Annotated in this window: 9 protein-coding genes and 1 pseudogene; 5 read left to right on the top strand and 5 right to left on the bottom strand. The window is 45.8% G+C overall.

Annotated features, from left to right (window positions below):
- Nucleotides 1-111: 111 nt before the first annotated feature.
- Nucleotides 112-795: pseudogene (locus tag MHN09_RS17030) on the top strand (ATP-binding cassette domain-containing protein); the annotation flags it as partial.
- Nucleotides 785-2,374 carry an ATP-binding cassette domain-containing protein gene (locus tag MHN09_RS17025; protein WP_239241558.1) on the top strand — a complete coding sequence of 530 codons (1,590 nt, stop codon included), beginning with the start codon at nt 785-787 and terminating at the stop codon, nt 2,372-2,374. The pseudogene MHN09_RS17030 and the gene MHN09_RS17025, both read left to right, overlap by 11 nt.
- Before the next feature lie 19 nt (nt 2,375-2,393).
- Here MHN09_RS17025 and MHN09_RS17020 read toward each other — a convergent pair whose 3' ends face one another.
- From MHN09_RS17020 to MHN09_RS17010, 3 genes are read right to left on the bottom strand one after another with little or no spacing between them, the layout of a single operon-like run.
- Entirely contained in the window at nt 2,394-3,962 is a 1,569-nt protein-coding gene (locus MHN09_RS17020; protein ID WP_239241556.1) for a sugar porter family MFS transporter, read from the bottom strand.
- A gap of 1 nt (nt 3,963) precedes the next feature.
- A complete protein-coding gene (locus MHN09_RS17015) occupies nt 3,964-4,965 on the bottom strand; it encodes a LacI family DNA-binding transcriptional regulator (protein WP_014951145.1) in 1,002 nt (333 codons plus the stop codon).
- An 18-nt stretch (nt 4,966-4,983) separates the two neighbouring features.
- Nucleotides 4,984-6,342: a GH1 family beta-glucosidase gene (locus MHN09_RS17010; protein WP_239241554.1), complete on the bottom strand. Its 1,359-nt coding sequence runs from the start codon at nt 6,340-6,342 to the stop codon at nt 4,984-4,986.
- Between the two features lie 205 nt (nt 6,343-6,547).
- Here MHN09_RS17010 and MHN09_RS17005 point away from each other — a divergent pair, with 205 nt between their 5' ends.
- The 3 genes from MHN09_RS17005 to nhaC all read left to right on the top strand — a co-directional run bounded on the left by MHN09_RS17005 (nt 6,548) and on the right by nhaC (nt 12,095).
- Nucleotides 6,548-7,810: a sugar MFS transporter gene (locus MHN09_RS17005; protein WP_239241552.1), complete on the top strand. Its 1,263-nt coding sequence runs from the start codon at nt 6,548-6,550 to the stop codon at nt 7,808-7,810.
- Nucleotides 7,811-7,822: 12 nt separating this feature from the next.
- The gene (locus MHN09_RS17000; RefSeq protein WP_049585652.1) at nt 7,823-10,375 is read left to right on the top strand and encodes an exo 1,3/1,4-beta-D-glucan glucohydrolase; all 2,553 of its coding nucleotides are present in this window, start codon (nt 7,823-7,825) and stop codon (nt 10,373-10,375) included.
- A gap of 232 nt (nt 10,376-10,607) precedes the next feature.
- Nucleotides 10,608-12,095: a Na+/H+ antiporter NhaC gene (nhaC, locus tag MHN09_RS16995; RefSeq protein ID WP_049585654.1), complete on the top strand. Its 1,488-nt coding sequence runs from the start codon at nt 10,608-10,610 to the stop codon at nt 12,093-12,095.
- Nucleotides 12,096-12,228: 133 nt separating this feature from the next.
- Here the strand turns inward: nhaC and MHN09_RS16990 are convergent, their stop codons facing one another.
- Both MHN09_RS16990 and MHN09_RS16985 read right to left on the bottom strand, forming a co-directional pair.
- Nucleotides 12,229-14,112 (bottom strand): GGDEF domain-containing protein, encoded by a 1,884-nt coding sequence (locus tag MHN09_RS16990; protein WP_239241550.1) that lies wholly within the window; start codon nt 14,110-14,112, stop codon nt 12,229-12,231.
- 136 nt (nt 14,113-14,248) lie between these two features.
- On the bottom strand, nt 14,249-17,194 hold the full coding sequence (locus MHN09_RS16985) for a TonB-dependent receptor (RefSeq protein ID WP_014951139.1): 2,946 nt from the start codon (nt 17,192-17,194) through the stop codon (nt 14,249-14,251).
- Nucleotides 17,195-17,216 lie beyond the last annotated feature (22 nt).

The raw sequence follows: 17,216 nt of genomic DNA, 5'->3' as shown, positions 1-17,216 counted from the left end.
AGAAATAGCCATTTTGCTGCACCCAAAGATGAGTAATAGATCAAAATGGGGGATCGGTGTCAAGAAAAATAAATCAGCTAATTAGGTGCGGAATGACGGCTAGAAGTATCAAAGGGCGATAAAATACTCATTAGCGGGCGCTCTGGTTCAGGTAAAACACTATTATTAGAAGCCTTAGGCGGTCAAAGACCTAGCACACATACATTCAGTGAACCGGTAATTTGGATTACCCAGCACCCCGTGATCACGCCAGGTACCGTACGTGAAAATTTGTGCTTAAACGACACCTATACAGACGACGCGCTTATGAAAGCACTAGAAACAGTAGAACTTGACGCGTGGCTATCGTTATTGCCTTGCGGGCTTGATACGGTAATGACTGATTATCCGCTGCTTTCAGGTGGAGAAGCGCAACGGCTGTCGCTAGCGAGAGCGCTGTTGCGCAAAGACGATATATGGTTACTAGACGAGCCTACAGCCCATTTGCCAGATTCCCAGCATGCAAGATTGGCACAGCTAATTGAACGTTTGGGTAGAGACAAAACACTGATTTGGGCTTCTCACAAAGCACTCCCTGCAAACTGGTTTAACCGCTTTTGGACGGTATCGCGAAGCACGCCCGAACAAGACGCCATTTCCAACTCAAACTTCAACTCAATGTCAAAATCAGAGGCAGGGCTTAAAAGCAAAATAGGCGCAGTACAAGACGGGCACCTACAAGGCTGTAGCAGCGTGACGGAAACGAGCTTTAAGATGAATGCCAATCAAAAGGAACGTAGCCTTGATGAAAAGTAAACCGGCTTATCTCACGCTGCTGCTTGCTCTTTTACATGGCGTGGCAGGAATAACCATTCTTGTTATTTCTTCGTGGTTTATTGCTATCAGCGCTATTGCACCAATAGGTTTTAATTACGTTATTCCCGCGGTGGTTATTCGCGCGCTAGCACTACTTCGCATTGCTTCGGGATATGCAAGTATGTGGGTGGGTCATAACGATTTGCTTACCCGTATCGCAGAGGGTCGCTTACTTGTATTCAGTCAACTTGAAAACAGTAAAATTACCGACAAAGCGTTCACAACAGAAGCATTAGCCCAGCATACCGAAACGCTTGCCAGTCGGTGGATTGCTTGGATAGCTCCGCTTTCTAACATTACATTTATATTCACAAATCTTTGCATTGTTGCAGTATGGTTTGACCTTCCCGGCACGTCATATTTACTTACACTTTTTGTTATTTGGCTCTTCATCGTTGTGCTGCAAGGCTTTAGTGGTTTAAACGTTGCGAAAAAAGCGACAAAGGAAAATAAAGTGTTTCGGCAAGAGTCAGCCGACTTCCTTAACTTCAGCGCTTTATGGCACTTAAATAAAACAATGACAGATAAGCCGCAGGAAGAGGGTGGGCATGTGATCAATAGTGTGCCGAGTGCTGACAGGGTGTGGCGACAACAAACTACGCAGAAAGACAAAGCGCAACGCGCGAGCTGGTGGTTTCAAGGCGCGGCATTTTTCGCGGTAGTGTTAGTTATGTCGGGCGCAGTAAGTCCAATATCTGACTTTTCGTATATGCCTATTGCTATTATTGTGCCCATGATATTGATGGCTGCGCCTGATTGGGCTGGTGCAGCTTTTCACAGCATTACCAAGTTTGCACAGCACAAACAAAGCGCGAAAGCCCTTAAGAAGCTCAAAACCTCACCCATTAAAGTACTTGAACGCACCGAACTGCACCATTCACTTACGTTATCTGATTATACTGCCAAAAATAGACGCTTACCTTTGGTCAATGCTACATTCCCAGCCACTGGCATCGTATGTATATCCGGGCCGTCAGGCTGTGGTAAGTCATCTTTGCTTCAGTCAATTGCGGGGGTTGTGCCTTCTACTGGACTTAAAGAAGTGGATGGCATGCGTATAGCCGATGGCTTAATTAAAAACTGGCGCTATGTGGAACAAGAGCCAATAGTGCTTTCTGGCAGTGTTTCTTCAAATTTAGACCCTGCCGGAATGGGTATTCCCCTTGATGACATGACTAACCTGTTAGCTCAATTAGGGCTAGAGGCACTGTTGCCGTTGTCTATGTGGGTTGGCAAGGCGGGTAGGACGCTCTCTGGGGGAGAGCGTAAGCGACTAGCCTTAGCGCGCGCTATTTTATCTCACGCAAAAGTGTTGCTTGTTGATGAACCCTTCGAGGGCTTGGATGTGACTACTCAGCATAAAGTGTGTGAGGTATTAAATCGCTACGCTGCCAACCATCTCATCCTAGTTGCTTCTCACGTTACGCCAAGCGCGTTAAATGTATCATCAACACTACTATTAGAAGAGGCGAGAATGGATAACCTTTGTGCAGGTCAGCATGCTATCAGGTTGCCTTAATATACAGGATTGACCTCAGCTAAGCGGATCGCTCAAATTCTTCCGTGATTTCTTCCAACGTTCTTCCTTTTGTTTCTGGGAAGAACTTAGCAACTAATATCAGGCTGACTAAGGCAAACACGCCGTAAATTGCAAACGTGGCCGCGGCTCCCAAGTTGGCCAACTCCCAAGGGAAAACAACTTGAACTAGAAAACTGGTGAGTGAATTCACCATGCCCACTAATGAAATAGCCAAAGCGCGGGTTTGATTCGGAAAAATTTCAGCAAGCATTGCCCACATCACTGGGCCAAGAGACATCGCGAACGAAGCAACAAACGCAATAATGCCAAACAACACTAAAGGTGCATTCATATTAATACTGCTAGTTAGCAATGGTTGCTGATACGCATCGTATTCGTCGCTGGTAAGTGTGGTCTTTAGCGTGCGCTTAAACTCAACGTCTGAATAGTAAATATCGTTGGTTAGTGGAGTTAGCTTTATTGCCACACTCGGCGCATCTTGCTGTATTTCGTTTATGGCCGTTTGCTGTACTTGATATGTCGCCTGTTTAAAGCCATAGGTACAAATAGACATGCTGATCACTACGCCAGTTAAGCCAATCAGCAGCAGCGGTTTTCTTCCCCATTTATCAATAGTTAGCATAGCGACTACGGTAAATGCTACGTTAACCAAGCCAATCCATACAGCCTGCATAAATGCCGCATTGGTACCTACACCGCTTTGTTCAAAAATCGTGGGCGCGTAAAAAAAGATAACGTTAATGCCGGTAATTTGCTGAGCAATGGCAATAATAATGCCCACCATTAACGGAAATCGCATGGCCTTCGCCTTTAGAAAGCCTAGGCGTTCACGAAAAGGCCACGACTTTTCTTTAAGTGAAGACGCTATATCTTCAACAAGAGCGCTGGCTTGGGCTTTGTCGAATAAGCGGTTTATAACCTGTCCGGCTTCCTCGTGTTGGCCTTTTAGTACCAGCCACCTGGGGCTACGCGGAATAGTAAACAGTAAACCAAACCATAGTGCTGCGGGGATAACCTCCAAGCCCAGCATGTAGCGCCACAAATGCGTATCTATACCCCATTCAGCAACCCAACCTGCACCGCTGTTACTCAGCTGTAGCAGGTAATAGTTGGTGAAATAGGAAAGGGCGAAGCCAAATACAATGTTTAGCTGGTTCACCGACACCATTTTGCCTCGGTTTTCTGGGGCGCTTATTTCTGAAATATACAGCGGGGCAATGATCAGCGAACAAAACGCAATGCCGCCAATAAAGCGAGAAAGCACTAATAGTTCGAAATTAGGGGCTAAGGCTGAGCCGACAGAAGAAAGCAGGTAAAGGAAAGCGACAAGAATGAGTGCTTTGCGCCTGCCAATAGCGTCGCTAACGCCGCCGGCAAATAGCATGGCTATTAGCGCGCCTAGTGTCGGTGAGCTTACGACGAAGCCTTGCTGCCAATCGCTTAGGTTAAATTCGGCATCGATAAAGCCATTGGCTCCTGCTATTACACTGGCATCGAAGCCAAAAATAAACCCTCCAAGAGAGACAATGAGTGTGTAATACAGCGACGGAGACAGGGCTTTATTCATTTTATAATTTGCCTAATGTGTCCCTATTTACTACTTCGGGTTCAAATAAGTGCTCAATAGGAATAGGGCTTTTTATGTCATAAACATGTTGTAGCACCCAATAAGCAGCCATTTCTCCCATAGCGTGAATAGGGTTATTAATTGTAGTGAGTTTTGGATAAAGGTAGCGCGAAAACAGTACGTTATCGAAGCCAATGATAGAAAGCTGGGACGGTATATCAAATCCCGCTTCTCTTGCGGCGGTCATTGCACCAGAGGCCATTTCGTCGTTCGCGCATACCAATGCGGTAAAGTCAGAGAATGTTTTCTGAAGATGCTGCATGCCTTCTTGGCCTGATGACTCGTGGAAGTCACCTTCAAAAACACTGTTTTCACTAAAGGTAACCCCTGCTTCTTGAAGGGCTCTTTTGTGACCTGCCAGACGATCGCTCGCATCCTTTTTAAATAGCGGGCCGCTAATGTACGCAATCTTTTTGTGGCCTGCATCAATAGCAGCTTTCGTTGCCATGTAGCCGCCTCTTTCGTTGTCCACAACAAAGCAGTTCTCGTCGAGAGCGTCCACTTTTCGGTTTATCACAACAACGGGGATCTTACTGTCTACTAGTGTTTTTAAGTAGTCATCGGAGACGGCTTCAGCGTGAAGAATCAAGGCATCGCAACGGCGGCTTTTTAAAAACTCAATAGCTTCGTGCTCGCGCTTTTCATCCACATGACCGGCGGTAATAATAACGTGCTTACCGTTTTGTTTAAGCACATGTTCTACCGTACTCATCAAGTCGCCAAAGTAAGAGCCGTGCAGTTCAGATACGAGCAAACCGACGCTGTTAGTGCGGTTTGACGCAAGAGATTGCGCAATGGCATTGGGCTGGTATCCCAACGATGCCATAGCATCCTCTACTTTTTTGCGGGTGCGCTCGCTTACCTTCGCGTTGCCATTCATAACGCGAGAAACGGTAGCTAACGAAACACCTGCGGCCTCTGATACTTGGTAAATTGTTGCCATACGGTTTGGTACTTGTCCTTATTTGATACCGCTAATGTACCCATTTATCCGGCTCTTAACCAGTTTTGAATAAGCCAAAGCGCTTTGTTTTGGCGTACGTTTTTGGGTTTCGTAGTCGACATAAACAATGCCGAAACGCTTTGAATAGCCCAGCGCCCACTCAAAGTTGTCCATTAGGCTCCATGCAAAATATCCGCGTATGTCTACGCCTTTTTCTATTGCCTCATTTACCGCATTTAAATGGGTGTGGAAGTAGGCGGTACGCCCATTGTCCAACACTTCCCCATCTATGAGCTCATCATCCATTGCTGCTCCGTTTTCAGTGATATAAATAGGCGGTAAGTCATAGCGTTGGTGCAAATCAACAAGCAGCTCGGTAAAGGCATCCGGAGTGATTTCCCAGCCCATTGCGGTTAATTCGGTTGTGGCTGGAGGCACAATTTCAAACCAACCATTGCCATCACTTTGATACACAGTGCGGGTGTAATAATTAATGCCTAAGTAATCGATTGGTTGGCAAATAATAGCCATATCACCTTCCGCAATGTCTGGCTTAACGTCGGGAGCGAGCTTATCGATAATGTCTGGATATTTGCCTTCAATAATAGGTTTTAAATACCATTGGTTTTGGTAATCATCGGCGAGTTTGGCGGCGTGTATGTCTTCCGGTGAATCACTTTTTGTATGGCAATTGCTAAAGTTAAGTACGATACCGTTTTGGCTTTTTGGGCAAACTCGGTTAAGCACCTTCAACGCTAAACCGTGAGCAAGCAATAAGTGATGCGCTGCCTTTCGACCATTTGCCATGCCTGTCTTTCCAGGTGCATGAATGCCTGACTCATAACCCAAATAGGCTGAACAGAATGGCTCATTTAATGTCGCGTAAGAGTGGACTTTTTCGCCCAACGCGTTTGCTACGGCTTCAGCATATTCTTCGAATTCATAGGCTGTGTTGCGATTAAGCCAGCCACCATTGTCTTCAAGGTGTTGCGGTAAATCCCAGTGATAAAGCGTAACGAACACTTTCATGCCGCGCTTGATAACTTCATTGACTAAGTTTACGTAAAAGCGCATGCCCACTTCGTTTACGCTACCGTCCTGTTTCATCACTCGCGGCCACGAGATAGACAGTCTATAAGCATCAACACCAAGAGAATCAATTAGCTCTACATCTTGTTTCCACAAATCTATGTGGTTACAGGCAATGTCACCATTAGTGGCATCAGTAATGGCATTTTTCTTTTCGCAGAACGTGTCCCAAATACAATCTAATCTTCCTTTTCTGTCTCCCTCTATTTGGAAACTTGATGTAGCCACACCAAACAAAAAGTCTTTCGACAACATCATTGAATTGGATGGAAGGTTAATTTCTTGCATCGTGGGTATGTCCTGACTATAACAATTTTTTCATATTAACCCTGCGCTAGACAGGGCAAATAACATCATATTTACATTGAATTCGATTACGCTTCGTGTAATTATCTCTTCAATGTAAGCGCTTACAAAATCATTTGTAGTTAGATGTAAGCGCTTTCAAATGTAAATTTATCATTAAATAGAAAAATAGCAACAGAGGTTATTCGTGGACACACCAGTGCAGCCTAATATTTCAAGCTCCCAAGAGGCAGAGGCAAACGGTGGATACCGTTTTGCGCTTATCTCACTCACCACGCTGTTCTTCATGTGGGGTTTTATTACCTGTTTGAATGACATCCTTATTCCTTACTTAAAAGGTGCATTCAACCTTAGCTTCACACAAGCAATGCTGATTCAGTTTTGCTTTTTTAGTGCCTATTTCATTGTGTCACTGCCTGCAGGCATGGTGGTGTCGCGCATTGGTTACCAGAAAGGTATTGTACTTGGGCTCGCTATAGCCTGCGTGGGGTGCTTGCTGTTCTTCCCCGCTGCATCAGGTCAAATATACGGTATTTTTCTGTTAGCTCTTTTTGTATTAGCGTCTGGTATAACCGTACTTCAGGTGTCTGCCAACCCTTATGTAACGGCACTCGGCGACCCTAAAACTGCCTCGTCACGACTCACCATGACCCAAGCATTTAACGCTTTTGGTACAACCGTGGCTCCCTTCTTCGGTTCTTATCTTATCTACGGCGCTACAGGAGAGCATGGAGGCGGTACGCCAGGCGCTTCAGACGTGCAAGTGCCTTACCTAATTCTTGCAGCGTCTTTGCTTCTTCTGGCTCTTATTTTCATGTATTTAAAGCTGCCGAAGCTAAATCACACCAGCGCAAGCACTGGAGTATTTAAAGGAGGTGCATGGCATCACAAGCACCTTGTTTTAGGCGCTGTCGGCATTTTTATGTATGTCGGCGCGGAAGTGGCTATTGGCAGCATGCTAGTGAATTATCTAGCGAGTCCGGCGGTTGGCGGATTAAGTGAGGCAGGGGCGGCCAAGCTGCTTGCTTACTACTGGGGAGGCGCGATGGTAGGGCGCTTTATCGGTGCTGTGGTCATGCAAAAAATCTCGGGTGGCTACGTGCTGGCGTTCAACGCTTGTGTGGCTATTGCGCTTATTTTGCTATCACTTTCAAGCACAGGAGACATAGCGCTGTGGAGCATTTTGGGAGTAGGTTTGTTTAACTCAATCATGTTCCCTACCATTTTTAGTCTTGCACTTCACCAGCTAGGAAAAGACACCCCACAAGGCTCAGGCATTCTCTGTTTAGCCATAGTTGGCGGCGCCATTATTCCACTTCTTCAGGGCATGCTGGCAGACACTATCGGCGTTACGCTGTCATTTTTACTACCCGCTTCTTGCTACCTTTACATTGCCTACTATGGCCTTGTAGGAAGTCGCGTATCTCACATTAATACCACTGAAAAGTAACGAGGATTAAGAATGCGAAAAAGTATAATCGCGAAAGTTGTTACCGGTGCATTGGTTGGCGTTTTAGTTAGTGCATGTTCAGCTGAAAAAAATACGGCTTCAGTCGATGACGTTGAGCCACAGCCAAACAAAGCGGGCGAGGTATGGCCTAAACTAGATATTGAAGTTAAAACAAACGCTACTGTCGAAACTAAGGTAGAAGAAATTCTGTCTACCATGACTACCGAGCAAAAAATTGCGCAGATGATCCAGCCTGAAATTCGCAATATCACGGTAGAAGATATGCGCAAATATGGATTTGGTTCTTATCTTAACGGCGGTGGTGCATTCCCTAATAACGACAAGCACGCCACACCAGAAGACTGGGTAGCACTTGCAGAAAAGCTTTATCAGGCTTCCATCGATGACAGTTTGGACGGCTCGACAATTCCTACAATGTGGGGGACAGACGCTGTTCACGGTCATAACAATGTTATAGGCGCAACCTTGTTTCCTCACAACATTGGATTAGGCGCGGCGAATAACCCTGAACTGGTAGAGAAGATTGCGCACATTACAGCTAAAGAGGTCATGGCAACAGGTATCGATTGGGTATTTGCGCCTACCGTTGCTGTGGTTCGCGATGACCGATGGGGCAGAACCTACGAGAGCTATTCTGAAGACCCAGCCATTGTTAGAGAGTATGCTGCTTCAGTGGTTAAAGGTCTTCAAGGCGCGGCTGACAAAGACTTTTTAAGCGACCAGCGTGTAATTAGCACGGTAAAGCACTTTGTAGGTGACGGCGGTACGGTTGGCGGTGATGACCAAGGTGACAATGTTGCCAGCGAACAAGCGTTATTTGATATTCACGCCCAAGGCTACGTGGGCGGACTAACGGCGGGCGCACAATCTGTTATGGCGTCGTTCAATAGCTGGAATGGCGAGAAACTTCACGGTCATAAATACTTACTAACCGACGTACTTAAAGAGCAAATGGGCTTTGACGGGTTTGTAGTCGGTGACTGGAACGGTCATGGGCAAGTTAAAGGTTGCAACAACGAAGATTGTGCGCAGGCCATTAACGCAGGCTTAGATATCTTCATGGTGCCAAACGATTGGAAGGTGCTGTATGACAACACTCTTGCTCAAGTAAACGACGGCACCATCCCTATGTCGCGTATTGATGATGCGGTACGCCGAATTCTTCGAGTGAAAGTACGCGCTGGACTTTTCGAAAAGCCAAGCCCGGCAAACCGCCCGTTATCTGGCGACCGTTCGCTTATTGGTAAGGCAGAGCATAGAGAAGTGGCGGCGCAAGCGGTGCGCGAGTCTCTGGTACTGCTGAAAAATAAAAATAAAACCCTCCCGATTTCTGCAAGCAAACGCATATTGGTAGCGGGCGATGGTGCGGATAACATCGGCAAGCAATCAGGTGGTTGGAGTATTACGTGGCAAGGCACAAATAATACCAACGATGACTTCCCTGGCGGCAGCTCTATTTATGACGGTATTAAAGCACATGTAGACAATGCTGGTGGTAACGTACAGCTATCGGTTGACGGTAGCTTTGAAACTAAACCTGATGTCGCCATAGTGGTGTTCGGTGAAGAGCCTTATGCAGAAGGTCATGGCGACAGAGAAACCTTAATTTATCAACACGGTAGCAAGACGGATCTAGCGTTGCTCGAAAACTTGAAATCTCAGGGAATTCCCGTGGTGTCGGTGTTTATCAGCGGCCGTCCGATGTGGGTTAACGCAGAGCTTAATGCATCTGATGCATTTGTTGCAGCTTGGCTTCCTGGCTCTGAAGGTGCAGCGGTGGCAGACGTTTTGTTTGGTGAGCAGGACTTTAAAGGCAAGCTGTCTTTCTCTTGGCCGTCAGAGCCTCAGCAGATCGTTAACAAGGGCGATGAAACCTATGAACCTTTGCTGCCTTATGGCTTCGGCTTAACGTACAGCGATGACAATGTTCTAAGCGATACGCTAAATACTGAAATTAAGGTGAGTACTGACAGCAACAAGCCGATGGAAATTCTAAAGGGCTCGGTTGAGGCACCTTGGGTATTATGGCTCTACTCTGGTGATGATTCTCTGGCAGTGAACGCAAGCACGCATACTGTTGGAGCCATTACTTATCGTACGGTTGATAAGGAAGTGCAGGAAGATGCGCGTAAAATCACTTTCGATGGCACCGAGTTCGCCGCTATGCGTTTTGCAAGCAAGAGCTTCTTCCGTGAAGATTTAAGTGCGCAACTACTTACGCATGGTGCCTTAAGCTTTAACGTTAGTCGTCACTCAGACATAAATGCACCTGTAACCGTAGGCATGAACTGTGAAGGCGAGGGAGACGCAGCGGGCAGCTGTTCAACTCAAATTGATATTAGCGAGCAGCTAAAGGCAATGCCAGCTGACACATGGACAAACATAAGTATTGACCTACAGTGCTTTGTTAATGAAGGTATCGATTTTACCGGCCTTGTTGTGCCGTTTGAGCTGGGAAGTTCAGGGAAGGCTAGCTTGAGTGTGGCAGATATTCAGTTTACCCCTGAGGCTGACAAATCGGCGAGTATAAGTTGCCAAAACTAAACAGTAAGTAGCTCTCAACGCTACTAGAAAAAACAACGCCGCCAACCTCAAAAACTGGCGGCTTTTTTTTGTTTGCACCGACCTTGAGCCTTCCGTTTATCGATCTATTATGCAGTTCATCCCGTAGCCAACCTGTAATATAAACAACAATCGTTGGTGAGATGAAAGTAGATAAGACGTGTTTCCGTCCTGCATTCATCCTTGTCATTCGGGAAAATTACAGGGTAGTAAAATGACAGATGAACAGCGTGCAACACCAAGTCTCTTACTTGCGTTAACACCTGTTGTATTGACGCTTTTAATCCTCGGCACCCAGATATTTTACTTCGGCGTGTTTGAGCCTCATATACCGCTTGCCATTGGCATAGCATTAACAAGTTTTGTTGGTACTTATCTTGGTCTAACGTGGGAAGAAGTGCGGGCAGGAATCTTTAAAGTTATCCATGTTGCGTTGCCGTCGGTAAGTGTACTTATTGTTGTAGGGATGATCATAGGTATTTGGATAGCCAGCGGTACGGTACCCACCATTATTTACTACGGGTTAAAGACCCTGTCTCCCCAAATTTTTCTGGCCGCGGGTATGGTTATCTGTGCAGTCGTTTCAGTTTCTTTAGGCACAAGTTGGGGCAGCGTAGGCACCGTTGGTTTAGCATTAATGGGTATCGGTGAAGGATTCGATATCCCCAAGTACTGGACGGCGGGAGCAGTAGTTTCAGGCGCCTTTTTCGGAGACAAGGTATCGCCGCTGTCGGATACTACAAACCTTGCTCCAGCGGTTACAGGTACCGATGTGTTTTCACATATCAAGAATATGATGGCAACGACAATCCCTGCCATGGTGCTCGCATTTCTGATCTACCTTGGCGTCGGCTTCTTCGTTATCGATGCTCAGAGCGTCTCATTTGCAAAAATTGCAGGTATCACCAGTGCATTAGAAGATAACTTTACCGTTACGGGGTGGGCGTTATTGCCAGCGCTTGTTGTTATGGGGTTGGCCTTAAAGAAAATTCCCCCCCTTCCTGCGTTATTTGCAGGAGCGGTTGTGGGAGGAGCTTTCGCCATGTTTATGCAAGGTCAGAGTCTGCAAGCCGTTTTCGATTATGCAAATAACGGATATGCCATTCAAACCAATATTGTTGAAATAGATAGTTTGCTTAATCGCGGCGGCGTTCAGTCAATGATGTGGACTATTTCATTGGTATTGATTGCGCTTGGTTTCGGTGGAGCGTTAGAAACGACAGGCTGTCTAAGAAGCATTATCAATGCAATAAAGAGCAAAGCGAAAACCTTTGCTGGTACACAGATAGCAGCGGTTGGTACGGCGTTTTCTACTAATCTGGTGGCTGGCGACCCGTACTTGTCGGTAGCCTTGCCGGGAAGAATGTATTCACCCGTTTATAGAGGCATGGGTTATTCCACGCTTAACCTGTCCCGTGGCATTGAAGAAGGGGGCACGTTAATGTCTCCGCTCATCCCTTGGAATGCCGGTGGTGCGTTTGTGATATCTGCTCTTGGCCTGGGTATTTCTGGCGCAAACTTAGAAAACCTGCTGTACATCCCTCTTGCCTTTGCATGTTGGACGGCGCCCCTAATAGGAATATTTTACGCCTATGTCGGTTGGTTCTCACCCAAAGCCACTAAAGCTGAAAAGGAAGAGTGGGAGTCTTCTGGCGCCGAAATAGCGAAATTTAACAAGGACGGAACGCCCGTTACCGAGTAATGTTGGATAAGCGAAAACAGTCGCTTGAAACGCGCAAGTGACCGTAGCTAAAACTAGTTACTACAGTGTTAAAGTCTGATGACTCTAATACTGTAGTACACTCGACTTATTGGCATTCAATTCTTTGGTTTTCTTAGTCATCCTGACTGAAAATACAAACTCTATTCCTACCAAACTTTTTAGCGACATAAAGTGCTTCGTCACACTGCTTAATGAGATTCGATGTTTCAATCCCTGTTTGATACTGCGCAATGCCAGCAGAAAAGGTTTGTGCGCTGATATTTGGCGAAATACGCACTTTTCGATAACTATCAAGGATAGAGTTAACAACTTTTTTAGCCTCGGCAGCCGACGTGTTAGGAAGGCACAGAATGAACTCCTCTCCACCATAACGTCCAAATGTATCTGTTTTTCTAATGGACTTGGAAACGTGTTCACAAAAGGCTTTGAGTAAATCGTCCCCACACTCATGGCCATAGTTGTCATTGATTTCTTTGAAGTTATCTAAATCGATTAACACCAAAGATAAGTCGTTTTTATACGCCTTTGCTTCATTTAGCTCTAACTGCACTGCGCCGAGTAAACTTCTTCTATTACGAACGCCTGTGAGCGTATCTACGGTCGCTAATGTTTCCTGTTCTCTTTTCAACCTTCGCTGGACAGCATATAGATAGCTAATGAGGGCTAAAAGTCCTAATAAAGTCAGCGCCCCAGCAGTAAGAATTAGATTCATTCTGTTGCTGTTTGCAAGTTCCAGTTGAGATAATTCGTGCTGTTGTTTTAACAGTTGTAGTTTTCGCTCAGCTAACGCACTTTCATAATAGTCGCTAAACAGTTCTTTTCTGTCGTCAGTTTGATAGTAAAGAGATTGATAAAAGTTCTTACTGTCTCGCAATGCTGAAATGGCAGCCTCTTTGTTCCCCAGCTGCTCGAAAAGAGAAGACTGAATAGATTTGAATTGTGCCCAATGTAAATCGGGTGAGCTGTACTCGTCACTCAAGTTGTCGATAATTAAAGCTGACAACGCGTTAGCTCTTTCAAACTCACTCTGTTCTACTAGTGCTTTGAACCGAGAAATTTGATAAGTGTTAGTATCGTATGAGGTCGGTAGTAAGGATATGAAACTCTCAGTTTTTTCAATTAATTCATGCGCCTCTTTTACTTTGCCCAGAGCATAGAAATATTCAATTTTTAAAACTAGTCCATAGGTGTAGGTATTCCAGTCCTCAATGGATGTAGCGTATTCGGTGTATTTTTCGAGCATGTCGAAAGCCTCATCTATTCGACCTAAGTTCTCGAGGCTTCTTCGTTGGCAGTCTAGGGCAATTTGGTAATACCGATGGGGGCTAGACAAAGGCCTAGTATAAAAAAAGGTCTCTGCACGAGAACACAATTCTAAAGCACGCTTATTCTCCCCTAAGTAAGACATATTGAGCCCTATCTCAAGCTCCATGTTTTCTATTGCACCGTCTCCAAAGAAGCGTTTTTCGGTTAATGAAGGCAGTTCGCCTAACACTTTCGCGCCTGAGTTTAGGGATGCTCTTATTAGTCCCATTCTCGCTAGAAAAATGGATTTAGTCGCAATAGCGTCAAAGTAAAGCTCAGTGTCATTGTTGTTGGCAAACGCTATTACTTCGTCAATAGTGCTATGGGCTAAACGCCACTTTTCCTGAATGGCGAGGTTATAAGCTGACAGAATGTTGTGTCTGAAATACAACGCTGGGTGTGAACGCTTTATATCTTTTAAGTGGTCTTTCGGGGCAAGTTTGTACTCTTCGAATTCCGTGGGATGATCAAGCATAGATTGCAGTAAAGCAATGTAAACAGATGCAAGAGATGACTGTTCAGATAAGACATCAGAGTCAGAGACTAATGCCGTTAACTCTTCTTCACTGTCGGGTTTACTGCCTATAATTTGGGAATACGCTTGGAAATATCTGTCATCGTCAGATGCGAAGGTATTGTTTATTCCCAACAAAAATAGCACTAGTACGCTAATACACTTCTTATACTTCACTCGCTTTCTTCTTTTATTACTCGTACCTGAGCTTGTCTAGTGAGGTTATCAAATATTGGAAGAAATGTTTGATAATTCTAGCGTGCTAAAACAAAAAAGGGCCTGAAAAGGCCCTTAGTATTATTGCTCTATCAACTTAGAAAGTATATCTAGCGCCAAGCGTGTAGCGAGGTCCGTACTGACGAGCAAATAAGAATTGCTCTTCGAATCGGCCGTAGCCACGCTCTGTTTCGTCGTTAATGTTTACGCCTTCTAGGAAGACAGTTAGGTGCTCATTCACATCATAGTTGATGCTGGCATCAACTTGACCAAAGGTGTCGAACTGAGTTGCTGGGTTATCTGAAGAACCTTGTGCTTGGCCAATACCCACAACATAGTCTGAGCGCCATGCATAGGTCACTTTTACAGAAAGGCCTTCTTTCTCATAAAACACTTGGAAGTTGGCGGAGTCACTGATACCTACTAGCGGGTCTTGCTCGTTCAGGTTGTAAGGATCGTATTCAACGTCACCGTCAACTAACGTTGCGTTGGCGCCGAAACCAAAACCAGTGTCGCCAAACGTGTGCTGTATAGCTAGCTCAATACCTTCAACCGTTTTTGAATCGCTGGAATTACCAGGCTGTGTGGTACGCCAGGTAATTAACGGGTCGTCCGCATTAGGGGTTACCACACCGTTTTCGTCAGCATAGCCGTTATCAATAAAGTAATTATAGATAGCGCTATCGGTGGCTTGCTCACCAGCTGCCGTTAATGCGGTCACGGCTTCGTTCCAGCGAGGGCCTTGATAGATGTCACGTAAACCTTCGAACTGCTGATCTTGACCTGTGGTTGTAATGTAGTTTTCAACCGACTTTCTGAATAAACCCACGGCAAGCATGCTCGACTCGTCGTAGTACCACTCAAATGAAAGGTCTAAGTTAGTTGACTCGAACGGTAGCAAGCTGGTGTTACCCGCCGATGCGGTTCTCGCGCCAATTTTAGGGCTTCCACTGAATGCCAAGCCACCTTGTAGCAAGCCAATCGGCGCTCTGGTAATTGATTTACCCCAAGAGAAACGCGCAACAATGTCATCCGTCACATCTACTTTTACGTCGAACATGGGTAATAAAATGTCATATTCGCCAGTAAAGTCTTGCACCTGTAGCTCGTCTTCAAACTGCGTGATCCACTCAGAAGCTGCGACCCAATTTACCTGCACAGGTACACGAACCTCCGCAGAGCTTGGCACTTCTGTTTCTTCGTAGCGTACACCAGCATTTATTTGCACGTAATAATCACCGACCTCGAAGTCCCACTCTGACTGAACATAAATAGAGTCGGTAATTTCCTCTACGTTACTGACAGAAGGCGCACCGCTGAAGTAAGGGTCGATAGAGTAAGCGTTACTCTCGCCAACGACATCACCAGTAATGAAAGCAAGTTGACGGGCAATGGCTTCGTCAAAATCATAGGTGTAATAGTAACCCGGATTCATGCCTGCGCCGCCACCGTCAAAAGCGTCTAGGAAGCCTGATGTGTCATTGCGAATAAACATGCTGTCTGGGAAAATTTCTGTGAAAGATGGACTAAAACCCGGGCCACCGCGTAGTCCGCTCCACGCTTCAAAACCCGTCAATGCTTGTTCTGTTCGGGCGTAACCAAAGTCAATTTTAACCAGTGGTATGTCGAAAGCTGAGTTATACCACGTGCCGTCAAGCTGCAGTTGCTCAATATCAGAGCGACCTGGTGAGTAAATGAATTGGCTGAAGTTAGAGTCAATTTCACTAGGTAAGATTTCATTCGTACCGTTGTTCCAGTTCACATAAACTTGTGGAATCTCGCCTGCTCTGTAGTCGTAAACTTTTGACTCAAGCTGGTTTGAGCCCAGTATAATTTGACCAGAGCTACCCAAACCTTTGTCATAACCGTTATCAATCTCGTTGTAAGAATCGTGGTAATCCAGACGGAAATGCCAATCGTCAGACACTACCCAGTCTAGGTTTACACCAATTGAACGCGCGTCAACTCGCGTGGTTTCGCGACTGGCAGTAAACGAGCCGTCGTCGCCACTAATATCGGCATAGACTGCTGTACCATTTTCGTCTAATTCGTACGCATTAATATTAGCGCCAAAGTTATTCCAAATACCCCATCCCACTGTGTTGGTGCCAGTAGTGGCGCGTGTTGCAGTGTAATCTATCGTTGCCGTAAAATCGTCAACTGGGCGAAATTGGAAAGTAACTTGGGCGTTTGAACGCTCACGCTGAACGTCAGTAATGCTGTAGTTCATGTCTTTAGGGAAGAACGCAGCGTCGGTAATATTGGTGCGGTTATCAACCACATTTTCAGGGTCTAAGTCAGGTAGTGCAGCGTTTTCTTGAAGCTGCCAGCCTTGAATATTTGCCGCTTGCTGCTGAAAGTCACGTTCTTGGTGAGAGAATGACAGACCAAATCCAAACATGTCATCGGCAAACGTGTTGCTGTAGACACCAGCAATTTCAGGGGTTACGTCATCACCCGCTTCGTTAGACGAGTCGTAAATACCTTTCACTGAAAACGTGGCATTTTGTCCTGATTGCGCCAACGGCTTCATGGTAATAATGTTTACCGTTGCACCTAGTCCCCCGCTGGGATTTTCTGCACGGGCGGTCTTCTGAAGCTCAAGCGTGTTTACACCTTCAGAAGAAAGGTTGGCTAAATTGAAGGAACGGGTAAAGCCCGTCCCCGGCATTTGTCTACCGTTCAGGGTAATTAGGTTGAACTCAGGACCAAAACCACGAACGGTAATTTCACTACCTTCACCGTTTGAACGACTAATACTTACACCTGTAATGCGTTGAAGTGCCTCAGCCAGGTTGGTATCAGGAAATTTACCTAGTTCTTCAGCGGATATGGCATCTACTACGCCGCTTGAGCTGCGTTTCAAATCCATAGAGCGGATCATACTGCCGCGAATACCGCTTACTTGAATAACTTCAACTTCGCCCTCTGCCGGTGTTACCGCTTCTGATTCTTGTGCGTAAGAGGGAAGAGCTAGGGTAGAGCCCATCAACAAAGCCATTGATGTGGCAAGCTGGGTCTTTTTAAATGGTGTGTTTTTCATAATTGCCCTACTAATTCTTATC

The sequence above is a fragment of the Alteromonas sp. MmMcT2-5 genome (assembly GCF_022348315.1).
Classification (GTDB): Bacteria; Pseudomonadota; Gammaproteobacteria; order Enterobacterales; family Alteromonadaceae; genus Alteromonas; species Alteromonas macleodii.
Note: the sequence above shows the minus strand (reverse complement) of the source record. Positions and strands in the feature narration are given on the sequence as shown.